Here is a 23,801-nt window from a genome sequence, read left to right on the forward strand (position 1 = left end):
ACTATGGTTTTTAAATACTGCTCCATTTTCGTCACTTCGCTGGCCCTCGTTTTTGGCTGTAAAACAGCTAAAGTAGCCAGCAACGCAACCACTATACCTACCGCAAAAATTACCGAAGAAGGATTCCTGACCTGCTTTGCCGCCGGAACTTCACTGAACGGGCAGGCGGTCTGGTGCGAAGCGTCGGCTGTTGTGTTCGACGGCAGAAATCTGATCTTCGCCAATGATAAAGACATGCCCGCCGGTCAGAGTCCGGTGTTTGTGAAAACACCCGCAACACTGGCCGATTCGAACCAGTCCCCAACGTACCTGACGCAACCCATATTCTCCAATACCCGTAAATACGAGGACTTTGCCCAAACGCCCGATCGGAAGTTTATCCTGCTCACCACTGCCTTCGACCGTGTAAAACCGGGTAGCCACGATTGGGACAGCTACAATACGATTCTGTATTGGCGCAGTGGCGACGAGCAGCATCCGCACGTACTAGCTCCCGATGATACCAGCCATAATTCGATGGCTTATCGGCATCGAATTGCGCAGGTCCTGGCCAATAGCGAGTTTCCCGGCGAAATTCCTTATTTCAAAATTGAGGGGCTGGCTGCTACCGACAACCAACTTTTGTTCGGCATTCGGGAGATGGGTAAATCGTATGAAAGTTTCACCTATCAGGCAAAAATCATTGGCGTATCGTACCAAATTGAGAAAAGCGGCAATACAGAACGAATTCGCGTGCTGGACGATTGGAAACTGATCAATGATTTCGACATCGCCAATGCTGATGCAACGTTGCCGAAACCACTCGCCCTATCGAGCCTGGAATATGATCCGTTTCAGAAACGATTCTGGATGCTCACCTCGCAGGAAGCCAACGGGAAACTGGATGCCTATCTGTGGACCGCTACTTCCGATGAACTATACGCCAACAAGCCGTTCACGCTCATCCGCGATGCCAAGGGGCAGCCTGTACATACGCCGGGGCACAAAGCCGAAGACCTGACACCACTGGATGCCAGGCGGCTCCTGCTCATCTGTGATGACGACCGCGCCCGGACAACCATTGGCTCCCAAACGCGGCAGGTTAACCAGGCGGCCTATATGATCCTCACTGTATCGAGCCAAAAAAATCGTAAGTCCCTGTAATAAAGCCCAGCACGCCGGTTCCGTGTGTGGCTCCTTTTAACGGAATCAGCCTAACGTTCGTGGCACCCCGTTTTATCATGGCGTCGTAGGCATTCTGCGAGTTCAGAAAAGACACAATCTCATCGGCATCACCATGATACAGGCGAGTTGGGGTACGTGGTTTCCAGTCGTGAATGTCGTTGTCCTGAACGGCAGCCAGAAATGCTTTATCGGTACCATCGTTGATACCCTGTTTAAAACTATCCGTAAACGTCTGATTCAGACTTACATTAATAGAAACGTCTTTGCCCTGTGCTGCAATCTGTGTAGCATAGGGTTCTTTGAAGTAAGCCGATATGGGCCGATTCAGCCCATAAATTCGATCATAGGTTTGTAATACCCATATATAAAGTCGATTGATATAATCGACGCCTGTCGTCTTTTCGTTAATAATCTGCTTCATGAAAGCCGGTTTATCATAAGCGCCAGCCCCACAGCTCGAAGCCACTAAATTGAATTCATTTGTGGTCTCTTCCTCTATTTTCTTTTGTAGCGATAAGGTAGCGTAGCCTCCTTCTGAATACCCAGCAATGAATAATCGTTTGTCCCAGTTGATACCCTGATCGGTAAGGAAATCGCGGGTGGCACGTATCATATCCAGCGAGGCTGTAGCTAGTCCGTTACGCTGCTCATAGGTGTGCGGAAGGTCTTTGGAAGCTCCGTAGCCAATGTAATCTGGAGCCGCAATGATATAGCCCTGCGAGGCAAACACCGATCCAAATGAATACGCTTCACTACTCGAGCCGAAATTCGAGGGGGCATCGCTCTCGCTCGTAATTGTTCCATGTTGCATACTTAGCAGCGGCACGGCTGTTGGCACATTCGGAATAATAAGCGCTCCCGATGCTTTAATAGACTTTCCATCTGTATTCGTCGTGGTGTATTCTAACCGATACGCCTTAATTCCGTACCGAATAAAAAGCTGAAGAGCGGCATTCGTACCTGTAAAGCGACTACGTAACTGGGCGGTTGTGTACTCGCCTAGTAGTGTGCTCGTCACTAATGTGCGGGGGAACGCAGCTACAACTGCATCTCCCGATGTTTTGCAGCTTGTTGGTACAACGAGTAGAAGAATCCCTGCAAGTAGCAGAGAAAGAAATGATTTAATAGTCAACATGTAGTTGGATAAAACAATAGACAGGCTACTTATTTAACGTTTGCAAAGTCGTTTTCGTTTGCTAAAACAAATAAACAGACTGACACCAAAAAATAGTTAAATTATTAACAAACAGATAGTTGAACATAAAAACCAACAACTAAACACACTAAATTTCTATTTGTATTGGTTGTAACGATTCACAACAGCGCCCTATCTCTTTCCCAATTGTCCATTTATGTAGAGCGAAATCCACAACAATAGGCATCTAGCTTCCCGCTTACTCTATCAAATTAGTTGTCTTAAAAATTAATTATCTAAAATAAGGCCCTACTCAATAAAAGTTAAGCCATTAATTATCAATTACTTGTATAGAGATACACGAACACCAATACGTGTCACACCTTAAACTGGTACAGCGTTTGGATAGCTATGAAGCAATACCAATTATTCACAACGCTATGAACTATCAATGGAAATCAGTCGGAACGAAGTCAATTGCGCTTCTGATGGCTGTCAGTATCTTATCTAGTAATGTGTCTACTGCCCAGAGTGACAAAAAGAAGCTAAACAAAACCCAGAAAGGGGCTATAGTTGGTGCCAGCGGAGGAGCCGTTCTTGGTGGGATGCTTGGCAAAACTAAAGGGAATACAGCTTTGGGCGCTATTCTGGGCGCAACCGTTGGGGGAGCCGCCGGGGCCGTAATTGGTCGTCGGATGGATAAACGAGCCGAAGAAATCAAGCGTCAGATGCCCGATGCGCAAGTAGAGCGGGTTGGCGAGGGAATCAAAGTGAGTCTGGGTTCAGACATTCTGTTCGATACAGACTCTTATGCGCTTAAATCGGCTACACGTCAACAGCTGATCAACTTTGCACAAACGCTCAACAAAGAAGAGGATACGAATATTCTGGTTGAGGGCCACGCTGATGCTACAGGCTCGGCAGAACACAATCTGGCTTTATCTAAAAAACGAGCCGATGCCGTTGCCAGCTTTCTGGAAGGACAGGGTGTACGAACATCCCGTGTCGACGAGAAAGGGTATGGTGAAAATCAGCCAATTGCCGACAACGCTACCGCAGCTGGTCGTCAGAAAAATCGCCGGGTCGATATTGCTGTGTTTGCTAACAAACAAATGCAGTCAGATGCTAAAAACGGCAAGCTCAGCGCTAGTGAATAAAGTCATTAGCCGGTTAAGAGTAGGTTCTTAACCGGCTGTTTTCTTCTCCACCCCGTTACCTAACTAAATGCCATGAATAATCCGAAAAAAGGCGACGAAGTAAGTTGGAACTATAGTAAGGGGAAAGCTACAGGCCAAATCGTAGAAGTTCACCCGGAAGACATCAAACGAACGGTTCAGGGAACAACCGTCAAACGGAAAGGCTCTGCCGATGAACCGGCTTTAGTTATCAAACAGGGAAAGAAACGAATTGTAAAATCGGCTAGTGAAGTCATCAAACTATAAAACGATTATGACCACAGCTACACACAACGATCAGGATAAGAAGCAGGCCCGAAAGGAGTTTGAGCAAGTCGTCAACATGTCGGCGTCTCAACTTGAAAGCTGGCTAAAAACCGACGAATCAAAGTCGGTTGGCCAAACAAAAGAGGGCGAAAGTGAATCGATTGGCCACAAGTCAGGAAAGCGGATTATCGATATTCTTAACAAGAAAGCCAGCGATTTAACCGACGACGATTACTCTCACATGGGAAAAGTAGTCAGTTATGTAAAACGTCATACTGCCCAACGTCCTGAACAGGTAGCTGACTCCAATTGGGAATACTCCCTAAAAAACTGGGGTCATGATCCTACTAAATCGTAATTACCGAATACTCAAATACAAGTGCCTTTCTGATTTGCTCAACTCGAAACGTTATGAATTTTTGCCACCTAGTTAACACAACAATCCTAAAAACGTTATGAATGTAAAAGTAAGCCGGGTCGAAATCCTGGATCAACTAAGCCAGCTCCTAACCCTTAGTCATGATGCCGAAAAAGGGTATCAGGAAGCCGCCGAGAATGTAGACGATAACGACTTAAAAATATTGCTTCAAACCCAGTCGCGTCAGCGAGCTGAGTTTGCGCAGGAACTGGATCGTGAGATAAGGGCACTGGGTGGAGAACCCGACGAAGGCACCAGCTTAACAGCTGATTTACACCGTGCCTGGATTAACATCAAGTCAGCATTTTCCACCAATGATGATAAAGCTGTAGTACAGGAGTGTCATAGAGGAGATCAGGAAGCCCTGAATACCTATAACTCCGTACTTCAGGAAACAGACTTAGCAGCCAGCACACGTGAATTGCTGCTTCAACAGAAGCATAGCATTGACTCAGCCAATTCAACAATGGCTCGTCTGGCCTTGGTAGTGTAGTGAATGGTGGGATTGGAAAGCCTGCCTCCTTTGGAGGTAGGCTTTTTTGTGCCATCTGCTCACCAAAACATTCATCTCCTACAGGTGGTTACTCTCTGCATAAACACCTTTTATTACTACACAACTACGTTATGAGTAAACAATCTAATAGCAATTCATTATCCGAATCGATCCAATCCAAACCTGGCAAACCTTACCCGCTAGGCGCTACCTATGATGGCGAGGGCGTCAACTTCACGCTTTTTAGCGAAAATGCTACTGCTGTTTCGCTATGTCTCTATGATACCAATGATCCGAGTCGCGAAACAGCCCGTATCCCACTTACGGAGCGCACTGACTTAGTGTGGCATATTTATCTGGATGGTCTGCAACCGGGGCAACTGTATGGCTTTCGGGTAGATGGATCCTATGATCCCCAGGCAGGTCATTTTTTCAATCCTAACAAACTCCTGCTCGACCCTTATGCTCGTGCCATCAACGCCCCCGTCAATCATAACGACACTTGGTTGGCCTACGATCATACTAAACCCACCTCTACTGATGAAGGTACCGATGAGTACCTAGTGATGAGTCAGGAGGATAGTGGACCAACCATGCCTAAAAGTGTGGTTGTTGATCCGGCTTTCGATTGGGAAGATGACACCGCACCCGCCACTCCCCTGCATCGTTCGGTTATTTACGAAATGCACGTCAAAGGCTTTTCACACCTACATCCAACCATCGATGAATCCATTCGAGGGACATATGCGGGTTTGGGTACGCCCGAAGTAACGGACTACCTGAAAAAACTGGGCGTTACTGCGGTTGAACTGTTGCCTGTTCATCAATTTACCGACGAGAGTTACTGGGGCTACAACAGCATCGGTTTCTTCGCTCCTCAAAATACCTATTCCTCGTCTGGAATGGCTGGGCAGCAGGTTGCGGAGTTCAAGCAGATGGTTAAAAACCTGCACAAGGCAGGTATCGAAGTTATTCTGGATGTGGTTTATAACCATACCGCCGAGGGTAATCAACTGGGACCTTTACTTTCGTTTAAAGGAATCGACAACCGCGTTTACTACCATCAGGTTGGCGATAGTCCTGAGTATTACATGGATTATACGGGTACTGGCAATACGTTCAATCTAAGCCATCCACGCGTATTGCAGCTGGTAATGGACAGTCTGCGTTATTGGGTAACCGACATGCATATTGATGGTTTCCGGTTCGATTTAGCGTCTGCCCTGATCCGTACCGACGAAGAGTTCGGCAGCGTTTCGTCATTCCTAGACACGGTAGCTCAGGACCCAATTCTGGCTCAGGTAAAACTCATTGCTGAACCCTGGGATATTCAATCGTACCATGTCGGAGGTTTTCCGGTACGCTGGTCGGAGTGGAATGGCAAGTACCGCGATACCCTCCGGACTTTCTGGAAAGGCGACGAAGGCAAAGCGGCCGAAACCGCCACTCGCCTATTAGGTAGCCCTGATTTGTATGCAGCTGATGGCCGTTCGCCAGCCAACAGCATCAATTTGATTACGGCTCATGACGGTTTTACCCTGAATGACCTGGTTAGTTATAACGATAAACATAACGAGGCAAATGGCGAAGATAACCGCGACGGATCTAACGACAATATGAGTTGGAACTGCGGTGCTGAAGGGCCTACCGACGACCCTGCCATCAACGAATTGCGCGAACGTCAGAAGCGTAACTTCCTGACAACAATGCTACTGAGCCAGGGTACACCCATGATTGTGATGGGCGATGAATGCGGGCGCACGCAACATGGCAACAATAATGGCTACAATCAGGACAGTGAAATTAGCTGGATGGATTGGCACTGGAACGAGAAACAGCAAGCTCTGTTCGAGTTTACCAGTCAATTGACGGCCCTTCGGCATGACATTCCTCTGCTAAGTCGACGTCGTTTCTTTGGCAGCGAGCAAGTTGCCTACCTGCGCCCAGATGGCGGAGAAATGACGGGTGATGATCTTAATAATCCACACACGCACTGTTTGGCCCTTTTCATCGACGGTTTACGGGTATCGGAGCAGACCGAAGACGGTCAGGACATTGGCGATGAGCAATTGATCTGGATTTTAAATGCTTATTGGGAAGACATCCCGTTTATGCTGCCAAAAATCGGTCGCAAAAGCTCTTCCTGGGAAGTTGTCGTGAATACCTTCACCGGGCAAGTAAATCCTCAGGTAGCTCCTACTGCGGGCGGGAAGCCGTTCACCGTACCAGGTCGTTCATCGATACTTTTGCGGCTGAAATAGTGATAGTTTTAGCTAGAAACAGCAAAGCCCGCGCAAGTTGCGCGGGCTTTGCTGTTTATGTTGTTAGTACTTTGCCGTGGTGTCGGTTATAAGTAGCTACTGTATATACACATCTCGGGTGTAGTCTAATCAGCGCTGTAAGGGCGTCCTGTCAATAGTCATGGCAGTTTATTATGCTTCCAAGCGCCGTAGGTGCGGCCTAATTCTATTTAAATAGGTCGCACCTACGGCGCTTGGGGTTACTTCCAATCCCCTGTTTTCTATTAACAGGTCACTCCTAGCGGAGTTTCAAGGATACTTAAAAGATATATAAATACACTAACTATCAGTAGCTGACACCACGGGGCCAGTTATTCTTCTAATTATACACTTTTTTGTTCTCTCCCATTTTAGGTGGATTACCTGTAATGGCTGCGGTGGCCTGTTGAATTAATCGAATCATGCGGCTATCGCTTGCATTCCAGTATTCAGCCATGTCAATATGAACTTTCAGCAGTGTCAACTCGGGGTCGTCTTTCCCCTCAGGAAACCAGGCTTTGGCCTGCGGATTCCAGAGTTCGTTTACTTTAGCCTGATCCTCAACCTCCTGGGCCTGGCCCGATACGGATACATAACTGGCGTCACTAACCGCAGCAAAGGCCAGGTTTACCCGGTGACCGTTCTGCTCAAGTTGATCAACTTTAGGCGACGATCGTTTCGTGAAAAACCAGACGGTTCCATCTTCATCTACTTGAAGTGCGGCCATTGGGCGACTTACTAAATTTCCCTGCTCGTCGAGGGTTGTCATCATGGCGATACGAATGTCTTCAATCATATCACGCACTTTCTCCAGGGGTTTGTTAATTTGTTCTGTGGTTTCCATAACGTTGAAAAAAATTCGTCAGTCGATAGTAGGTAGTCAATAGTATAGTTCTAGAACATACCTACTTTGACCGTTGACTATCGACTGACGACTATATGTACTGTTGCCTATTAATTATAAAGCGTTTCCCGCAAGTCTATACCATAAAATAGGGAAGCTGGTGTGACAGCAGGTTTCTGAACTTCCATATCGGTTTGATAACCCATGTCAACGATGTTCACACAACTGGCAATCGTTTGCTGACATATGGCATAAATCTGACGGCTACGATCGGTGTCAAACTGGCTTACTTCCTGCGCACACTTTTCGCATACTTCAATACAGGCCTTGGCTAGCAGACGGGCGTTTTCAGAACCCCGAACATACAACATGGCCAGATTACGGCACATATCGGCACAATCCAGATTCAGGAAAATGCTACGATAACGCATCTCAATGTCTTCTGCATTAGAACATTCGGTGGCGAACTCGTTGCACAGAGTGGCACAGCTTGTCAACGAATCATAGATGTTTTTCTTCCAGATCATAGCCAATGGTAGGTTTTTAGTTAGTGAATTTTGGTTAGGCGTAAGGTTGCATTACTCTACTTGACCACTCCCGATTGGCGCTTTCAACACGCGCCCACCGTCGAGCCTCTTCAACACTCATCATAATGATGTGCTGCTTCTCTAATTGCCCTTGTTCGAGCAATTGGTTCGCAATCTCAATTGCCTTTGCCCGAGTAGTCGGGTTTAATGACCGCATGGCCGCCGGAAAATGAGTGATAGACCACATAGCGTTAGTTAGTAGGTTATCTACTAGATAGCTTTTATTGTGCCATTTCCATCTTAAGGCGAATGTCTCACTCAAGACTAGCTACCAATCTATTCATTTTCAGGTAATTAACTCTACAAATGAAGGATTTTTTATTAATCCAGCCTCTATTTTCCTACCAAATCCGTAGAATTCATTAGTGGAGTGTGTATATTTTTACCCACTCAATTCCACAAAAAAAACCAGCTTTTCTACAAAGCTGGTTCTGGTAAATTATCGTCTAAAGACAATCTGCCAATTTCAGTGAAGGTGACTCCCCTATTTGGGAAATAAAAGTCGGAAAGTTGTTCCCTGTCCCACGTTACTTTCTACCTCAATGGAGCCTTTATGACTATTGATGATATTCTGGGTAGCGGTCAACCCTAATCCCATTCCCCCCGATTTCCCGGTGAAAAATGGATCGAAGAGCCGTTGGCGGTCTGCTTCGCTAATACCACCGCCATTATCACTCACTTCGACACACACCCGATTAGTATCTGTACAGTGAGTCCGAACGGATAATATGCCTTTCCCCTCTTCCATTGCCTCAACAGCGTTGACCAGAATATTGAGTAAGGCCGTTTTTACCTGATCACGATCCAGGAGTGCTATAGAATCGTCGGTTGTGAAGCTCGTTTCCAAACGCATTCGCTTTAGTTTGATACGGTCACTAACGAGCTGCAATGTTTCTTTGACAACGATATTGAAATCCTGTTTTTTCCGATCCAGATCACGCGGTTTCGACGAATTGAGCATTTCAGTAATGAGTTGCCCAATGCGGTCTACATTCCGGCCAATGATATCAGTAAACATAGTCACATATTCACTGTCGGTATCCAACTCATCCTTGAGCTGTTCTAAGGCCAGACTGAGGTTAGTAAGCGGATTCCGAACTTCGTGCGCAATACTCCGGGCAATTTTTCCGGTCATTGTTAGCTTCTCGGCCAGAATTAGATCCTGTTGCGCTCGTTTCTGATCAGTAATATCCCGCACAATTCCCTGATACCACTCTGGATGCCCAATCATATCTTCAACGGCCCAAACCGAAATCAGGCAAATTCGTTTGCGCCCATTTCGGTGGATGAGCATTGTTTCGAAGTCTTTAATCTGACCATGTTCCCGAACGTTAAATCGAAGATTACGCAGGTGGTTCAGGTCGGCAAAAAGTCGGGCAGGATTCAGATAACGGAGTTCATCCCGGCTGTAGCCTAGCAGTTGCTCAACAGATGAATTCGCATCCTGAAAACGTAGCTCGTCGTTGGCCACAAAAATGGCATCGATTGATCGTTCGAACAGGCTACGGTATTTATTTTCTTTCTGAGCCACTTCAGCCAGCACACTGGCTTGCCGAAGGGCATACCGAATACTACGGCCAAGCAGTTGGGCATCAATACGCCCTTTTACTAAATAGTCGGCAGCACCCAGCTCAAGAGCTGATTGATCGACGGTTAGGTCATCCTGGCCAGTAAGCAGGATCATAGGTGCTCTGCACCCCATCCGAAACGCTTCCTGGATCAGGTCGATGCCCGTGTAAGGTCCTAATCTATAATCGACAAGGTAAACGTCGTATTCTCCCTTGTCAATAGCCGCCAGACCACGATCGTAACTATCGACCCAGTCGAGCTTTATAGATGCATTCTCCCGAACTGAAACTAACGCTTTGGTGAGCAAATAATCGTCTTCGTCATCCTCAATGAGCAGGATGCGAATTGTCTCTTTTTTTTCGACAACATCAAGTGCAGCAGGTATCATAAACCGTGAGTAGTTGGCAGAGAACAGTGAAAAGACACAGTAATCAGCAGAAAAGTATAAAAATCACTGACCGAAAGCTGTTATGGCAGTTTAACGGTATCTATCCAGTATGTTTTCAAAGCACTGACCATTTCGACCAGCCGATTAAAATTAAAGGGCTTTGTCACAAATGAATTAACGCCAAGATTATAGGTTTTCAGTACATCTTCGTCGGCCGAGGATGTGGTCATAACAACCACCGGCAATCGGCGCAGTTTAGGATCATCTTTTATTTCATTCAGGGCCTGAAAGCCATTTTTGCGGGGCATGTTCAGGTCTAAAATCAATAGATTAGGCCAGGGGGCATTTTCCTCATTATAACGCCCTTCCTGACGCAGATATTCCATCAACTCTTCGCCATCTTCAACAAACTGAACATTTTGCGTATAACCACTCTGACGAAGTGCCTTATCCATGAACAAACGATCATCTGTATCATCATCGGCGATCAGAATGGTCATGGTTGTAAGTTTACGGTGCATACAGATCAGTAAAAATTACGGCTATTGAATACTAATTGATTTCTTACGTTTTAGTAGGCTATAATCAACTTAACGTCTCTAATCAATTAGCGCCATTATCTATTTTCTATTTTTTCAGGAGGTTTCCCTCTTTTCCAAAATTACTTAAAAACATCAATTTATTAACGTATTATTTACCAGTATAAAACTCCAGATACCTGGCTCTGCTTAATTCCGGCTTGTTGTCTTCTATGTTAGCTTACTCAAATGCCTGATTTCTAATTATAGACAGACAAAATCTACTTTTAGGGCAGAAGTTGATTATCAATAAGTAAATCCATTTTTAGGATTATAAAGCCAGAATCAATAGATAAAGCCCCGTAAATTGATCGCCAGTTTACAACTTATCAAGTACCTACGGTTCTGGCGTGAAAACTGATTGAGACGCTCTACAAATTGGGGAATTTCTTACTCATTGTTGCTAACTAGGTAAATAAACTCATACCCTTTCGAAAGTACCTTAACCCCAAGAAAACCAGACGTAAATGCGCATTTACGCTAATTCTGCCCATTCTGGCACGGATTTGACACAACTTCTACCAGGACAGATATAATTTATGTTCTGTTTTCAACCAATTAACGTTATGAACAATTCAGTAAAAACTTTGATGGTGGCTGCCTTCTTTAGCGTTGGTAGCCTATTGTTGAACTCGTCTGATGCGCTTGCACAGGGTAAAGCCCGGGTCGGATTAAAAGGTGGTTTAAATGCAAGTTCGTTGTATTACGATAGTCAGGGAGCTACGAACAAAAACGAACGAATCGGCTTTCATGCGGGTGTTTTTTCACAGATACCGGTTAGTGAGTTCTTTGCCATTCAGCCCGAGTTACTTTATATGACGAAAGGTGCTTCAGCCACATATAATGTTATTGGCTTCAACGGCAAAAACACCTTCAAACTCAATTATGCTGAGCTACCTGTTTTGGCCACATTTAAGTTAGGACAGGCCGTTGAGTTGCAGGCTGGTCCTTATGTATCCTACCTGCTGAACTCGAATATTAATTCGAATGGTGATTTTGGAAGCGGCTCTACTGCAGTCAACCGCGACAATTTCAATAAGGTCGATTATGGTATTGCAGGTGGACTTAACCTCTACTTTGGCAAAGCATTTATTGGAGCCCGTTATGAGCAGGGATTACAAAACATTGCTAACAGCGGAGCAGCCAATACGATACTGGGTAATGCTAAAAACGGTGTAGGACTGCTTTCAGTGGGCTTTAGTGTGAACTAATGTTGAATGATTGAGTGATAGAATGATTGAATATAGTTTAATGTATAGCTATTCAATCATTCTATCACTCAATCATTCAACATTATAAATGGATATCGTATGCTTTCAATTTATTGTAAAGCGTTTTACGATCGATATTGAGGACCTCAGCGGCTTTGGTTTTGTTGTACCCCGTTTTCTCCAGCACCTTCAAAATAGCCGCGCGTTCGGCATTTTCCGAAACGGACTTCAAGTTAGCTGCTGATTGACTGAATACCGGAATACCTGGTCGAGCCGGATCGTAGTTAACCTGAACATGGCCAGCGTTCGTCTCTTCGGGCGTAAAGTACTGGGGCGAGATAATTTCGTGAGGTAACACATCGGCTTCTATATAATCGCCTTGTGTAAGCAACACGGCTCGCTTCACCACGTTTTGCAATTCTCGCAGATTACCATGCCAGTAATATTCCTTCAATTTATCCTTCGCTTCTTCTTCGAAGCCCTGAATATCTTTCTCTAACTGCTGATTCGCTAATTCCAGAAAATGCTCCGCAAAGATCATAATATCGGATTTGCGTTCACGCAATGGCGATAGGTGCATTTCGAACTCAGCAATCCGATGGTAAATATCTTCCCGGAATTTTCCTTGCCGGACAGCTTCACGCAAGTCCTCATTCGTAGCGACAATAATCCGCACATCGACCGGAATATCCTGGTTACTACCTATTCGTCGAATTTTGCGCTCTTGTAGTACCCGAAGCAGTTTAATCTGATTGTCGTACGATAAGTTACCGATTTCATCCAGAAATATGGTACCTCCATTCGCAAATTCAAAGCTTCCCGCCTTGTCCGACATGGCTCCCGTAAACGAGCCTTTCACATGCCCAAACAACTCACTACCAGCCAGTTCTTTACCTAAAGCCCCACAGTCAATCGCCACAAATTGTTTATCTGCACGTTTGCTCTTGAGGTGAATGGCATTGGCAACAAACTCTTTACCCGTACCGGTTTCGCCAGTAATAATTACCGACATATCCGTTGGGGCAATCAGATCGATATGTTTCTGAAGCTGTTCGGCGGCACGACTTCGGCCAAATATAAATCGTTTACCGTCGGGCGTTAAAGCCGTCTTGGCAGGCGACGGTTTTGTGGTACTTACTTTTGTGGTACCCGGTGCAGCGGTTGCAGGTGCCCCTTTTGACTGATTCAACGATTGTGCACGCCGTTCGAGGGCTGCTTTTATCGTGTATAGAATCTCGTCGGGATACAGGGGTTTCGTTACGTAATCATATGCCCCATGCTTAACTGTTTGCACGGCCATTCGAACATCCGAATAGCCTGTAATAATGATAACAGCTGTAGTGGGGTGCATAACCTTGATACGCCGAAGCATTTCAAGGCCATCAATATCGGGAAGTTTAAAATCGCAGATGACTAACTCAAAAGCTTCTTTTCGTAACAAAACCAGCCCATCATCACCCCGCTGTACCGACGCCGTTTTATAGCCCTGCTTGCTCAAAAAACGCTCTAGAAGCAGGCATATATCATTGTTGTCGTCAATAATCAGAATTTTTTCCATGAAGCGGTATTGAACTTGTTCAGACAGACCATGTCCAGTAATGAACAACGAATGAATCTACCTTTGCTGTATGAACAAAGTTACTCAAACCTGAATGGTTTGCAAAGCCATCTCTACCGAACGGCGGGTAAAGGGTTTGCCTATAAAATAATCAGCACCTTGCTCGGTAGCTCGCCGACGTTCGGCTTGTCCATCAAACGCACTGATCATAATTATCTTAGCTTCCGTCTGGTCTTCTTTAATAAAAGGCAGCAGATCAAAGCCCAATCCATCTGGCAGATTTAAGTCTAGAAAAATAGCGTCGAATTTCTGTGTGTGGAGACATTGACGGCCTTCTTCAATAAAATGGGCACAGGTAGGTTGGTATCCCAGGCGACGTAATAGTCCTGATAACAGCAAACAGATGTCAGCTTCATCATCGACAATCAATACGCGCTTTGCCATAGGGGTCGCATTAATAGCGATCGGCCTGTATTGCTGCCCCATGTTAATCCCTGTTATTGTATTTACCACGGCACATCTCGTTTTTCAATTGTGTTCTTCTGACAATACACTGTATAAAATATGTGCCGAAAGTGTTTTTAGTGCTCAATTTTCAAGTAGCAACCTATATTAATGTCCATCAGATTAACTAATTGCGGTTATAATATCATAAATTTAGCCGGTCTCCAGATTAATTAGTGTGGAAACGTTCAGCCGTTAATTGAGCCATTTTTCCACGCTTATTCTACAGTTGTAGAATAAATTCCACAACTTTCGTTTTTCGGCAGTTAACTCCCTAAAAGACCTATTTAAAGATTATAACCTAATTATATGCTCATTTCCAAGCGTATAAGGCCTTCTAGTGGCTATAACTACCTGTATCTACCAATATTGGCACAACTTTTTCTAATAAGTTTATCAATTGCGAGATAGTTTGTTCTGATTTACTCAATAAACGTCATGGGAAACCTTCTTTACACTATCGCTGTCATCCTGATTATTATCTGGCTCCTGGGCTTCCTGGGGGTGCTGGGTACAGGAATTGGTAGCAGTAGTTTAATCCACATTCTGCTAGTAATTGCAGTAGTTGCGATTATTCTACGTCTGATTCAAGGTCGTGGTGTGTGAAGAAGGGAGTACGTTAAGTTATGAAATATCATCTGTGATATAGATAATTTTCTAACCAACTCGTTGTGTTAGGCCTGGGTTAATCCGAGGTGAATTATTTTAGGTTAAGTACAAGTTACGGTGGGTACGGAATCCCTGCGCCAAATTGAGCGCGGGGATTTTTTTTGCATTACTACCAAACTCGCCCTATGAGTCAAGCGCCTTTAGAACATGAGTTTAATACCAGATATCAATCTCAATTTGATTTATTGAGTAAAACGTGGACGTCCTTGTAGAAAAAAATCCTCAATGTACACAAACAAGACCAAGCACAAACAACTAGCTTACAGCCACTTAACTCACCTACTCAATAGTGGTACAGTATTTTCTAGTAGATTGACCATCTTGGAACCATAAGTCATTCACCAAAGTTAGAAATCATGAAATCACTACCAGGTATTTTAGTAGGATTAGCAATTGGCGCAGTTGTCGGTGTTTTGCTTGCTCCCGAGAGCGGTAAAAAAACGCGGAAACGTATCTCGTCTGATTCAGATTCGTTTTTCAAAGATTTGCAGGATCAATTACAGTCAGGACTGGACAATATAAAAAGCCAGTACAATGATTATGTTGATTCGGCAACCGGAAAAACCCAGGATCTGGTTAATCAGGCCAAGAAAAAAGCCAAGCAGTAATCTGCTGATTCGCTGAAATCAACACTCACCTAAAACGCATAAAACAATGAGAAGCACAAGAGATTTTTTGACTGGTATTATTACCGGTGTTGTTATTGGTCTTCTAACAGCTCCCCGCAGTGGTAAAGAAACCCGTGAGAAATTAGCGGAAGAAGCGAACAAACGCTCCGGCGATTTAAAGGATCAGTGGGAGAAAGGTGTATCGCAGGTAAAGGAAGGATACGAGCAGGCGGTAAGTCAGGTAAATCAATACACCGACAAAGCCAAAGAACAATACAATCAGTATAAAGACCAGGCACAGGCTGCCCTCAATAAAAATAAAGAGGAGGTTAAGGATCAATATAACGACAAAGTCGAAGAGCTAGCCGATAATGCAAAATCGGGAGTTGATGACGCTAAATCTTCCTTAAAAGCTTAAGTAATAGTACTCTATTTACTCAACGTTCTTGAAAAATGCAGTGCCTGCCAGATCGATCTGGCAGGCACTGTTGCTTTTCGGCTTTAATAACCTTTTAATTTGGGTTTAAGAAGCCTTTAATTAATAAAGTAGACTTTTGTAAAGGCTCCTTTTTGCTTATCAGCGACTAAAAAATATATCGTTGTAAGAGCCGTAACATCATGAAAAAATACCCATTTGCTTTCGTTTACTCTCTGGTTCATAACTGGCTGAGGCTTATAAACGATAAAGAAGTAACGAACCTGCAAAATCAAGTAGCGGTGTCCGTCGTACGTACAGATTCTGGCCGGGCAGTTGGATCTATACATAGTGGGGCCTTTGTGATTGCTATTGGTCTGGCCGTATTGGGTGGCTTAACCAGTTGCGATAGTACTGCTCAAAAATCAGAAGAAAATCCTGCCTCCAAAGAACGCCAGGAGACAAATCTGTTAGCTACGGCCGCCTTCGACACGGCCAAGTATGAGAACGCTCGTAATGAATTGAATTTAACGGGCAAAATCACGTTCAACCAAGATCAGGTTGTCAAGGTGTTTCCATTAGTAGGCGGTCACATCGAAACGCTCAAAGCAGATTTAGGTGATTATGTGAAAAAAGGCCAAACACTGGCTGTAATCCGATCTGGCGACTTGGCTGATTTGGAGCAGCAGAATGTTTCAGCAAAAGGCCAGTTAGCCGTTGCTCAGAAAAACCTGCAAGTTGCCGAAGACATGACCAAAGCAGGCCTGAGCTCACAACGTGAACTGATAGCGAGTCAGGAGCAGCTAGTGGCAGCTAAAGGCGAAGTAAATCGGGTAAATGAACGACGCCGAATTGTTGGTGGAACGGGTGCTGTTTACATTGTAAAGGCTCCTGTAAGTGGTTTTATTGTCGAGAAATCCGCGTCGCAGGGAATGGAACTTCGTTCTGATGACCCAGAAAATTTATTTACGATCTCTAACCTCGATCATGTGTGGGTGTTAGCGAACGTCTATGAGTCTGATTTAGCCAACATAAAAGAGGGTGATCAAACAACCATTACAACCCTCTCTTACCCAGATAAAGTCTTTCATGGTCGGATCGACAAAATCTTTAATGTACTTGACCCCGACAGTAAAACCCTGAAAGTTCGTGTTACCCTCGACAATGCCGATTACCGGCTCAAACCTGAGATGTTTGCTAACGTAAGCGTCACCTACGCGGGTCAGGACAAACGTGTGGCTATTCCGGCAAGCGCCGTCGTATTCGATAAGAATCGAAACTTCGTAGTCATGGTTAATCGTCAAAATCAGCCGCTGGTACGGGAAGTAGATGTCTATAAATCGATTGGACCAAAAACGTACCTATCAAGCGGGTTAGCTCCCGGCGACCGCGTTGTGACGAACAATCAGTTACTGATTTACAATGCACTAGGGAATTAATTATCTTAAACAAAATCAAAAATCCGTAAGAAGACGTCCATTAAATCAGGTGTTTTCTTACGGATTTTTGATTTTTATTTTAGCCAAGCAAGTAATTCTTCGGCACCCGAAAAGCTACTGCTTATGGGATAAATTAGCCTTTATCTGAGCACAAAATCAATTGATACTTCAGCATTTTGTGCTACTTGCTGAACAGTCATAATGCCTATCACCACTACTTCTGGCTTTTCCGATTAATGTATAACATTTAAATAGGGATGGCCTCACCCCTTAAATACAAACACGCCAGCCCTTTTTGAAGAGCTGGCGTGTTCGTCAATATATCAGTTAACTTTACTTCTTCGTCACGCGAACTGAAATCCGGCGGTTTTGCGCCCGGCCTTCTTCTGTATCGTTTGAAGCAACAGGATGCTCTTGTCCGTAGCCTTCAGCTTCAAGGCGATCTTTGGCAATGCCCATTTTCTCTAATTCGACCCGTACCGAATTGGCCCGATCCTGCGAGAGTTTGAGGTTGCTGGCGGCATTACCCGTGTTATCGGTATAGCCACCCAGCTTAATATTCACAGTTGGATGTGCTTTCAGAATTTCGGCAATATTCTTCAACTGTTCCTGCGATTGTGGCTCCAACGTGGCGCTACCTGTCTGGAATAGCAAACGGTCGAAGTCAAACCAGGTTGTTTTGTCAACAGGCTTATCGCCTTTGATGAACGCTAGCAGTTTGCTTTCGATACCAAACTCAGGAATGTTCAGTTCGACACCGCTCGTTAGTTTTTCAGGACGGAATTTGCCTAGACCCGTATTCGGCGTACTTACTTTGTCGTTATCGGCCGCAGTCGATTCTTCCAGAGGCAACTCTGTGCCAGCAGCTTCTTTGCCTTCTTTGTTATAACCCGGCGTTTCGGCAGAGGGAACAGCAATATAAGGCGCAATAACGAGCGACACAATCGACATCAGTTTAATCAGGATGTTCATTGATGGGCCCGATGTGTCTTTGAATGGATCACCAACGGTATCGCCGGTAACCGATGCTTTGTGCGGCTCCGATTTTTTGTAGTACATCTGTCCATTGATCAGCACGCCTTTTTCAAACGACTTTTTCGCGTTATCCCAGGCACCACCGGCGTTGTTCATGAAAATACCCATCAACACCCCCGATACAGTAACACCAGCCAGCAAACCACCCAGCACTTCAGGACCAAAAATGAAGCCTACGACAACAGGCACCGTCAAGGCAATAGCACCTGGCAATACCATCTCACGGATAGACGCCTGTGTCGAGATAGCCACGCATTTTTCATATTCCGGTTTGCCTGTTCCTTCCATAATACCCGGAATTTCTCGGAACTGACGACGAACTTCTTCTACCATCGCCATAGCCGCACGGCCCACAGCCGCAATGGCCAGCGACGAGAAAATGTATGGAATCATACCCCCAACAAACAAGCCCGCCAATACATCGGCCTTATAAATATCAATGGCCGAAATACCCGAAATACCGACAAAAGCAGCAAACAGAGCAAGTGCCGTTAAAGCGGCTGAAGCAATTGCAAAACCCTTACCCGTAGCCGCAGTTGTGTTACCAACCGCATCCAGAATATCGGTGCGGCCCCGTACTTCTTCCGGCAGGTAGCTCATTTCAGCAATACCACCGGCATTATCGGCGATAGGGCCAAAGGCATCAATCGCCAACTGCATAGCCGTAGTGGCCATCATACCCGCAGCCGAAATAGCCACCCCGTATAAACCTGCGAAGTGATAGGATGTATAGATACCAGCTGCCAGCACCAAAATTGGAATAACCGTCGACTCCATACCGACTGACAAACCACCGATGATGTTCGTAGCAGCACCTGTTGCCGATTGCCGAATGATCGACAATACTGGACGGCGCCCCATAGCCGTATAATACTCCGTAACGGTACTCATAAGCGCACCAACCACAAGCCCTGTAACGATGGCATAGAACACATCCATTCGGGTAAACTCCACGCCCCTGATTTCCATTGTGGTAGCAGGCAACATCGCATTCACCAGAAAATAAGAAGCCACCAGCGTAATGCCAATCGACGCCCAGTTACCCAAGTTCAGCGCACCCTGTACGTTTCCGTTATCGTCTTTAACCCGAACAAAGTAGGTAGCAATAATCGAGAAAATCAGACCCAGACCCGCAATAACCATCGGTAACACGATCGGTGCGTGGCCAATAATTGGATCACCTGGAATAACGATTTCGCGGCCCAGTACCATAGTTGCCAGAATGGTGGCTACGTATGAACCGAATAAGTCAGCACCCATACCCGCTACGTCGCCTACGTTATCGCCCACGTTATCGGCAATGGTAGCTGGGTTACGTGGATCATCTTCAGGGATACCAGCCTCTACTTTACCAACAAGGTCAGCGCCCACATCGGCCGCTTTGGTGTAAATACCACCACCTACACGCGCAAACAACGCAATCGATTCAGCACCGAGCGAGAAACCGGCCAGTACTTCGAGCGCTTTCTCCATCGGCAGACCGTTAACATCACCCGATGGCTCAACATATAATTTGTAGAGAACAATGAACAGGCTACCCAGACCCAGTACAGCAATACCAGCAACGCCAATACCCATCACAGAGCCTCCCGTAAATGAAACCTCCAGGGCTTTCGTCAGGCTTGTACGCGCAGCATGAGCGGTACGAACATTGGCCTTCGTGGCAATGTTCATACCGATATAGCCAGCCAGCGCCGACAGGAATGCACCTAAGATAAAAGAAAGCCCAATGATTGGGCTAGAATTCGGAACCAGACTGCCCATGTAGGCCAGCAAGAGGGCGACAATAATGCCGAAATACGTCAACACACGCCATTCAGCTTTAAGAAAAGCAATGGCCCCATCAGCAATATAGCCTGCAATTTCCTGCATTCGGGCGTCGCCAGCCTCCTGCTTAGAAACCCACATGAACTTGGTAAACATCACCAGCAGGCCAACAATGCCAAGGATGGGAACCAGATAAACACTGTAATTCATAGAAATAGGTATAGGTTAAAATATGTGATTCTCGCAAAGATAGAATTTGCCGTTTCATAACGGCCAACATACAAGCAAATTGATTGACTTTTTTTGAGGTTTTTTTCGGTTATTCTAGGAGTTCATCAATTATCTCTCTAGAAATCAAGGCTATGTTTGGAAGTGGACGTTCAACTGCGTAGGTTCAAAAGAAAAAACACAAAATCAACTCTTCATCAAAATAATAGCTACCTATTTTTGCTTTATGCGACATATTTATTCTTTTATTTTTCCAATAATAGCCATATCGTTCTGCTTACCCTCTTTCCTAAAGAGTACTGCTCAGGCGGGTTCCATTGACTCGCTACGCGTAACGGTAACGGAGGGAACAAATATGGCGGCAGACCTCTCGCCAGATAAAAAATCCATCGCCATTGATTTGCAGGGAACGATCTGGGTTTTACCGACTTCGGGCGGAACGGCGCGTCCTGTCACCGACCCGCTCGGCGATTGCCGGCAGCCGAGTTGGTCGCCCGATGGGAAGCAGATTGCTTTCCATGCCTTTTGGGATGGTCGCTATCACATCTGGTCTGTTTCTAAGGAAGGTGGCAGGCCCAAACAGCTAACTACGGGCATTTACGATGATCGCGAACCTCACTGGTCACCCGATGGCAAGCAACTGGTTTTTGCTTCTGATCGGGGTGGTAACTATGACATCTGGCAACTCAATTTGGCTGATGGAAAACTTACTCAGCTTACCAACGATTCGGGTAATGATTTCAGCCCCGCGTTTTCGCCAGATGGGAAACAAATCGCGTTTGTTTCTGACCGGACGAATGCGCCGGGTATTTATGTAATCAACCCTGGCCAACCAGAAAAACTGGTTTCGTCGACGAAAGGGAAACTGGTCGGGCCAGCTTGGCAGCCCGATGGATCGCACCTGTTCTATAATGTGTTGAATAATTCACAAAGTGGCTTAGAGGTCGTCTCGCTGGCTGATGGTAAAGCACAGATGTTAACCGAAGCGTCGGAAGATGTATTCCCGTTTCGGGCAAGCTGGTTCTCGTCCGATGAATATTTATATACCAGCAGTGGTTCCCTGAAACGACGAAAAATTGGTAGTTCAATTGTGCATATCATTCCGTTCCAGGCGTTGATTAATCTACCCAAAACGACCTACAAACGAAAAACTTACGACTTCGATAATCGGAAACCTCAACCAGTTCTTGGCATCAAAGGTCCCACCATTTCGCCCGATGGAAAACAGATTGCGTTTGCGGCTCTGGGTGATTTGTGGCTATTGGCAAAAGGGACAAAAAAACCTGAACGACTAACTCAGGGGCAATCGATGGAATTGGAACCAAGCTGGTCACCAGATGGAACCAAACTGGCTTATACTTCGGACCGGAACGGGAATATGGACGTTTGGATTCGGGATCTAAAAACAGGACAGGATCGGGTTTTGGTGGATATGGCCGATGATCTGCACTTCCCGAGCTGGTCGCCCGACGGTAGTAAAGTTGCTTTTTATCAGAGTGATCCACGCAATGCATGGGGCCGCAGCACGCTATACACCGCCGACGTAACCTACACGGCCGATGTGAACGTTCCAAAAACCAAAAAACTACACGAATCCGTGTTTGTACCCAGTCAGGCAAGCTGGTCAGCAGATGGGAAAACGATTGCCATATCGGCTCTTCACCCCTACTCGTCGCGCTATCGCGAGGGAGTTAGTGAAGTACTGTTGCTTTCATTCGATGGGAAGAACGACCGATACGTATCACCCGCACCAGGCCATAGTCTGGCAACACGGAGTCAGAACGGCCCAGTCTGGTCGCCCGATGGCACGAAGATGGCCTATGTTCTGGATGGTCTGCTGTGGATTACAGACGTGCAACCTGACGGAACGATTACAGGAAAACCTCGCCAATTGACCACTGAACAAACCGATACACCTACCTGGACGGGCGATTCAAAAAGTTTGCTGTTCCTGGCAACCGACCTATTGAAGCAGGTTTATCTGGCCGACGGACACATTGAAACGCACCCGATGGATCTGACTTGGCAAATCAATCAGCCAACCGGGCAAGTAGTGGTTCATGCCGGTCGGTTATTCGACGGTAAAGCAAACACGTACCGTACCAATGTCGATATTCTGATTGAAGGGCATCGGATCAAATCCATTGTGCCTCATCAGGCTGGTCGTCCGGGAACGCTAGTCGATGCCTCAACGAAGACGGTTATTCCCGGATTGTTCGAAATGCACACGCATCAGCACTCGATGGTTGGTGAAAAAATAGGACGCTTGTGGTTATCGTTCGGCATCACGTCCATCCGTGAACCCGGTGCTGACCCATACGACGCCCTCGAACGTAAGGAATCCTGGGCGAGTGGCGTTCGGCCCGGTCCACGCCAATTTTTCACCGGTGGACTGACTGACGGAACCCGAATTTATTACGGCGCAGCCACCAGCATCAACTCCGACGAGCAACTCGATCGTGAGCTTAACCGATCTGTTCGGCTGGGTTACGATCTTATCAAAACCTACGTCCGCATGCCCGACGCCATGCAACAACGCATCACCGCTTTTGCCCACGCTCATGGCATGCCGGTGTCGTCGCACGAAATTTTCCCGGCCATGCGCTACGATGTCGATGCGGTTGAACACATTGGCGGTACCAGCCGACGCGGTTATTCACCCAAGATTACGGCCATGAACCGGAGTTATCAGGATGTTATTCAGTTGCTCGCCAAATCGGGCATGAACATTACGCCGACGGCCTCCTTACAAGGTGGATTTTCCGTATTGACGATCAAAGACCCAAGTTTGCTGGAGAATCGGCAATATAAGGCGTTTTATTCCGAAGAGTTTACGAATGCTCTACAAGCAGGTTCGGCTCAGTATGCTAAAATAAGCCCCGGTTACCTGAGCAATTTCGGGAATCTTCAAAAAGGGATAAAAGCGCTCGTTGATGCTGGTGCCCATGTTACAACCGGAACCGATAGCCCATTTGTCCCTTATGGCATGAGTCTGCATACCGAACTTCAGGTATTTGTTAATGCAGGGTTGACTCCATATCAGGCGCTACGATCGGCCACACTTTGGGCTGCCGAAACAGTGGGCGTTAGTAAGGATTTAGGCTCCATCGAGCCGGGCAAGTTGGCCGATTTGGTCATTGTCAACGGTGACCCACTCACCAATGTGCGCGACGCCCTGAATGTGGAACAGGTAATCAAGAATGGCGAAGTGCTACCCATTGAACGCCTGCTAACACGCCCTTAGTTATAGCGCGAATCTGCGCTAGTTGTTATAAATCAACTAGGTCCAAACAAAACACCCCTTCTTTCCGCTATGAAAGAAGGGGTGTTTTGTTTGGTAAGACCCCCGTTAAACAGAGCCAAACGAGCTTGCCTAAACTTTATCCATGCGGGTAGGATATTCAAGTATGTAATGATTAGAAAAATGGCGACCAGTGAGAGTAATTATACTACTTACAGAAATGATCATC

Annotated in this window: 21 protein-coding genes; 12 read left to right on the plus strand and 9 right to left on the minus strand. The window is 45.9% G+C overall.

What is annotated here, in order from left to right; genetic code table 11:
• The first annotated feature begins 3 nt into the window (after nucleotides 1–3).
• On the plus strand, nucleotides 4–1,143 hold the full coding sequence (locus tag H3H32_RS19940; RefSeq protein ID WP_182457412.1) for a hypothetical protein: 1,140 nt from the start codon (nucleotides 4–6) through the stop codon (nucleotides 1,141–1,143).
• Here the strand turns inward: H3H32_RS19940 and H3H32_RS19945 are convergent.
• Nucleotides 1,106–2,299, minus strand: coding sequence for an alpha/beta hydrolase family protein (locus H3H32_RS19945; RefSeq protein ID WP_182457413.1), 1,194 nt, complete (start codon nucleotides 2,297–2,299; stop codon nucleotides 1,106–1,108). The genes H3H32_RS19940 and H3H32_RS19945 overlap by 38 nt on opposite strands.
• A gap of 440 nt (nucleotides 2,300–2,739) precedes the next feature.
• Here H3H32_RS19945 and H3H32_RS19950 point away from each other — a divergent pair, with 440 nt between their 5' ends.
• The 5 genes from H3H32_RS19950 (at nucleotide 2,740) to glgX (ending at nucleotide 6,913) form a co-directional block, all read left to right on the plus strand.
• Nucleotides 2,740–3,456, plus strand: coding sequence for a YiaD family glycine zipper/OmpA-like lipoprotein (locus H3H32_RS19950; RefSeq protein WP_182457414.1), 717 nt, complete (start codon nucleotides 2,740–2,742; stop codon nucleotides 3,454–3,456).
• 72 nt (nucleotides 3,457–3,528) lie between these two features.
• Nucleotides 3,529–3,741 carry a hypervirulence associated TUDOR domain-containing protein gene (locus tag H3H32_RS19955; protein ID WP_182457415.1) on the plus strand — a complete coding sequence of 71 codons (213 nt, stop codon included), beginning with the start codon at nucleotides 3,529–3,531 and terminating at the stop codon, nucleotides 3,739–3,741.
• A gap of 7 nt (nucleotides 3,742–3,748) precedes the next feature.
• On the plus strand, nucleotides 3,749–4,099 hold the full coding sequence (locus tag H3H32_RS19960; RefSeq protein WP_182457416.1) for a DUF3140 domain-containing protein: 351 nt from the start codon (nucleotides 3,749–3,751) through the stop codon (nucleotides 4,097–4,099).
• Nucleotides 4,100–4,196: 97 nt separating this feature from the next.
• A complete protein-coding gene (locus H3H32_RS19965) occupies nucleotides 4,197–4,652 on the plus strand; it encodes a ferritin-like domain-containing protein (protein WP_182457417.1) in 456 nt (151 codons plus the stop codon).
• Nucleotides 4,653–4,783: 131 nt separating this feature from the next.
• Nucleotides 4,784–6,913, plus strand: a complete 2,130-nt coding sequence (gene glgX / locus H3H32_RS19970) for a glycogen debranching protein GlgX (protein WP_182457418.1) — start codon at nucleotides 4,784–4,786, stop codon at nucleotides 6,911–6,913.
• A gap of 358 nt (nucleotides 6,914–7,271) precedes the next feature.
• Here glgX and H3H32_RS19975 read toward each other — a convergent pair whose 3' ends face one another.
• The 5 genes from H3H32_RS19975 to H3H32_RS19995 form a co-directional block, all read right to left on the minus strand.
• Entirely contained in the window at nucleotides 7,272–7,775 is a 504-nt protein-coding gene (locus H3H32_RS19975; RefSeq protein WP_182457419.1) for a pyridoxamine 5'-phosphate oxidase family protein, read from the minus strand.
• A gap of 110 nt (nucleotides 7,776–7,885) precedes the next feature.
• Complete coding sequence (locus H3H32_RS19980) at nucleotides 7,886–8,302, minus strand: four-helix bundle copper-binding protein (RefSeq protein WP_182457420.1); 417 nt, start codon at nucleotides 8,300–8,302, stop codon at nucleotides 7,886–7,888.
• 34 nt (nucleotides 8,303–8,336) lie between these two features.
• A complete protein-coding gene (locus H3H32_RS19985; protein ID WP_182457421.1) occupies nucleotides 8,337–8,549 on the minus strand; it encodes a DUF2188 domain-containing protein in 213 nt (70 codons plus the stop codon).
• Between the two features lie 297 nt (nucleotides 8,550–8,846).
• Entirely contained in the window at nucleotides 8,847–10,319 is a 1,473-nt protein-coding gene (locus tag H3H32_RS19990; protein ID WP_182457422.1) for a hybrid sensor histidine kinase/response regulator, read from the minus strand.
• 80 nt (nucleotides 10,320–10,399) lie between these two features.
• A complete protein-coding gene (locus H3H32_RS19995; RefSeq protein ID WP_182457423.1) occupies nucleotides 10,400–10,819 on the minus strand; it encodes a response regulator in 420 nt (139 codons plus the stop codon).
• Between the two features lie 644 nt (nucleotides 10,820–11,463).
• On the opposite strand from H3H32_RS19995, the gene H3H32_RS20000 reads away from it, so the two are divergent.
• Nucleotides 11,464–12,108: a porin family protein gene (locus tag H3H32_RS20000; RefSeq protein WP_240543419.1), complete on the plus strand. Its 645-nt coding sequence runs from the start codon at nucleotides 11,464–11,466 to the stop codon at nucleotides 12,106–12,108.
• 82 nt (nucleotides 12,109–12,190) lie between these two features.
• Here the strand turns inward: H3H32_RS20000 and H3H32_RS20005 are convergent, their stop codons facing one another.
• Both H3H32_RS20005 and H3H32_RS20010 read right to left on the minus strand, forming a co-directional pair.
• Entirely contained in the window at nucleotides 12,191–13,666 is a 1,476-nt protein-coding gene (locus tag H3H32_RS20005; RefSeq protein WP_182457425.1) for a sigma-54-dependent transcriptional regulator, read from the minus strand.
• 84 nt (nucleotides 13,667–13,750) lie between these two features.
• Entirely contained in the window at nucleotides 13,751–14,110 is a 360-nt protein-coding gene (locus H3H32_RS20010; RefSeq protein ID WP_240543420.1) for a response regulator, read from the minus strand.
• Between the two features lie 498 nt (nucleotides 14,111–14,608).
• Between H3H32_RS20010 and H3H32_RS20015 the strand changes: the two genes are divergently transcribed.
• From H3H32_RS20015 to H3H32_RS20030, 4 genes are all read left to right on the plus strand, one after another.
• On the plus strand, nucleotides 14,609–14,776 hold the full coding sequence (locus H3H32_RS20015; RefSeq protein WP_182457426.1) for a lmo0937 family membrane protein: 168 nt from the start codon (nucleotides 14,609–14,611) through the stop codon (nucleotides 14,774–14,776).
• 419 nt (nucleotides 14,777–15,195) lie between these two features.
• Nucleotides 15,196–15,447 (plus strand): YtxH domain-containing protein, encoded by a 252-nt coding sequence (locus tag H3H32_RS20020; protein WP_182457427.1) that lies wholly within the window; start codon nucleotides 15,196–15,198, stop codon nucleotides 15,445–15,447.
• A gap of 46 nt (nucleotides 15,448–15,493) precedes the next feature.
• Entirely contained in the window at nucleotides 15,494–15,865 is a 372-nt protein-coding gene (locus H3H32_RS20025) for a YtxH domain-containing protein (RefSeq protein WP_182457428.1), read from the plus strand.
• Between the two features lie 200 nt (nucleotides 15,866–16,065).
• Nucleotides 16,066–17,301 (plus strand): efflux RND transporter periplasmic adaptor subunit, encoded by a 1,236-nt coding sequence (locus H3H32_RS20030; RefSeq protein WP_182457429.1) that lies wholly within the window; start codon nucleotides 16,066–16,068, stop codon nucleotides 17,299–17,301.
• 333 nt (nucleotides 17,302–17,634) lie between these two features.
• Here the strand turns inward: H3H32_RS20030 and H3H32_RS20035 are convergent, their stop codons facing one another.
• Nucleotides 17,635–20,313 (minus strand): sodium-translocating pyrophosphatase, encoded by a 2,679-nt coding sequence (locus tag H3H32_RS20035; protein WP_182457430.1) that lies wholly within the window; start codon nucleotides 20,311–20,313, stop codon nucleotides 17,635–17,637.
• A gap of 244 nt (nucleotides 20,314–20,557) precedes the next feature.
• Here H3H32_RS20035 and H3H32_RS20040 point away from each other — a divergent pair, with 244 nt between their 5' ends.
• On the plus strand, nucleotides 20,558–23,575 hold the full coding sequence (locus H3H32_RS20040; RefSeq protein WP_182457431.1) for an amidohydrolase family protein: 3,018 nt from the start codon (nucleotides 20,558–20,560) through the stop codon (nucleotides 23,573–23,575).
• The last annotated feature ends 226 nt before the right edge of the window (nucleotides 23,576–23,801 follow it).

The sequence above is a fragment of the Spirosoma foliorum genome, assembly GCF_014117325.1.
Lineage (GTDB): Bacteria > Bacteroidota > Bacteroidia > Cytophagales > Spirosomataceae > Spirosoma > Spirosoma foliorum.